Annotated in this window: 2 protein-coding genes and 1 pseudogene; all 3 read right to left on the bottom strand. The window is 63.3% G+C overall.

All coding sequences use genetic code 11. The annotated features are described in order from the left end of the window. The coding region (gene atpD, locus ACPEH1_RS20495) for a F0F1 ATP synthase subunit beta (protein WP_423716312.1) at positions 1-841 on the bottom strand (841 nt) is incomplete at its 3' end. A gap of 38 nt (positions 842-879) precedes the next feature. Continuing rightward, complete coding sequence (gene atpG, locus ACPEH1_RS20490) at positions 880-1743, bottom strand: F0F1 ATP synthase subunit gamma (RefSeq protein WP_017354879.1); 864 nt, start codon at positions 1741-1743, stop codon at positions 880-882. A gap of 78 nt (positions 1744-1821) precedes the next feature. Continuing rightward, positions 1822-2017, bottom strand: a pseudogene (locus ACPEH1_RS20485) (F0F1 ATP synthase subunit alpha); the annotation flags it as partial.

The following is a 2017-nucleotide window of genomic DNA, read 5'->3' as shown; positions in this document are numbered from 1 at the left end:
CCATTTCCTCGGCCAGGGTCGGCTGGTAGCCCACGGCCGACGGCATACGACCCAGCCGTGCCGACACTTCGGTACCGGCCAGGGTGTAGCGGTAGATGTTGTCGACGAACAGCAGCACGTCCTTGCCCTTGCCGTTTTCGTCCTTCTCGTCGCGGAAGTACTCGGCCATCGTCAGGCCGGTCAGCGCAACGCGCAGACGGTTGCCCGGCGGCTCGTTCATCTGGCCGTACACCATCGCGACCTTGTCCAGGACGTTGGAGTCCTTCATCTCGTGGTAGAAGTCGTTGCCCTCACGGGTACGCTCGCCCACGCCGGCAAACACGGACAGACCGCTGTGCGCCTTGGCGATGTTGTTGATCAGTTCCATCATGTTGACGGTCTTGCCGACGCCGGCGCCGCCGAACAGGCCGACCTTGCCGCCCTTGGCGAACGGGCACATCAGGTCGATGACCTTGATGCCGGTTTCCAGCAGCTCGGTGGCCGGGGACTGGTCTTCGTACGACGGGGCCTCGCGGTGGATTTCCCAGCTGTCGCTGGCGGCCACCGGGCCGGCTTCGTCGATCGGACGGCCCAGCACGTCCATGATGCGGCCCAGGGTGCCTGCACCGACCGGCACCGAGATGGCGCGTTCGGTGTTGGTGGCCACCAGGTTGCGCTTCAGGCCGTCGGTGGAGCCCAGCGCGATGCAGCGGACCACGCCGTCACCCAGCTGCTGCTGCACTTCCAGCGTGATTTCGGTGTTGTCCACCTTCAGCGCGTGGTACACCTTCGGCACCGACTCGCGGGGGAATTCCACGTCGACGACGGCGCCGATGATCTGAACGATCTTGCCCTGACTCATTGCTGCATCCTCTAAATTAAATGCTTTGACTGCGCGCGTCAGACTGCTGCCGCGCCGCCGACGATTTCCGAAATTTCCTGGGTGATCGCTGCCTGGCGCGCCTTGTTGTAGACGAGCTGCAGGGTTCCGATCAGCTTGTTCGCGTTGTCGCTGGCCGACTTCATCGCGACCATGCGTGCCGCATGCTCGGAGGCCACGTTTTCCAGTACAGCCTGGTACACCAGCGATTCGACGTAACGCGTCATCACGTGCTCCAGCACGGTCGCGGCGTCGGGTTCGTACAGGTAGTCCCAGTCGTGGTGCGCGACCTGCTTTTCAGCGGCCGGCAACGGCAGCAGCTGGTCGAAGCTGGCCTTCTGGGTCATCGTGTTGATGAAGCGGTTGTAGACCAGGTACACGCGGTCGACCTTGCCCTCGGTGAATGCATCAAGCATCACCTTGATCACGCCGATCAGCTGTTCCAGGTGCGGCACGTCGCCCATGTGGGTGACGGTACCCACCATGTTGACCTTGACCCGGCGGAAGAAGGTGGATGCCTTCTGGCCGATGGTCACCACGTCGATCTCGGCGCCCTTGTCCTGCCACTCGCGGACTTCGCCGAGCATTTTGCGGAACAGGTTGTTGTTCAGGCCGCCGGCCAGGCCGCGGTCGGAAGAGACCACGATGTAGCCAACGCGCTTCACGTCATCGCGCTGGACCAGGAACGGATGCTGGTAGTCGGTGCTGGCCTGCGCCAGGTGGCCGATCACCTGCTTCATCGCCTGCGCGTACGGACGCGACGTCTTCATCCGCTCCTGCGCCTTGCGGATTTTGGAAGCCGAGACCATTTCGAGCGCGCGCGTCACCTTGCGGGTGTTCTGCACGCTCTTGATCTTGGTTTTGATTTCGCGTCCGCTTGCCATCTTTGATTCCCGTAGAGCGGGGCTCAGCCCCGCTGCATTCAACGGTGAGGCGGGGCAGAGCCCCGCCGCACGTGCGTCTTACCAGCTGCCGGTGGTCTTGAACTCGGCGATGCCCTTCTTGAAGGCCGCTTCGATGTCATTGTCCCAACCGCCGGTGGCGTTGACCTTGCCGACCAGCTCGCCCTGGGTGTTGGCGAAGTGCGCATGCAGGCCTTCTTCGAACGCCAGCAGCTTGTTGACCGGCACGTCGTCGAGGTAACCCTCGTTGACGGCG

Origin of the sequence: Stenotrophomonas sp. NPDC077421, from assembly GCF_049545505.1 — a bacterium.
GTDB classification, from domain to species: Bacteria; Pseudomonadota; Gammaproteobacteria; order Xanthomonadales; family Xanthomonadaceae; genus Stenotrophomonas; species Stenotrophomonas nematodicola.
Note: the sequence above shows the minus strand (reverse complement) of the source record. Positions and strands in the feature narration are given on the sequence as shown.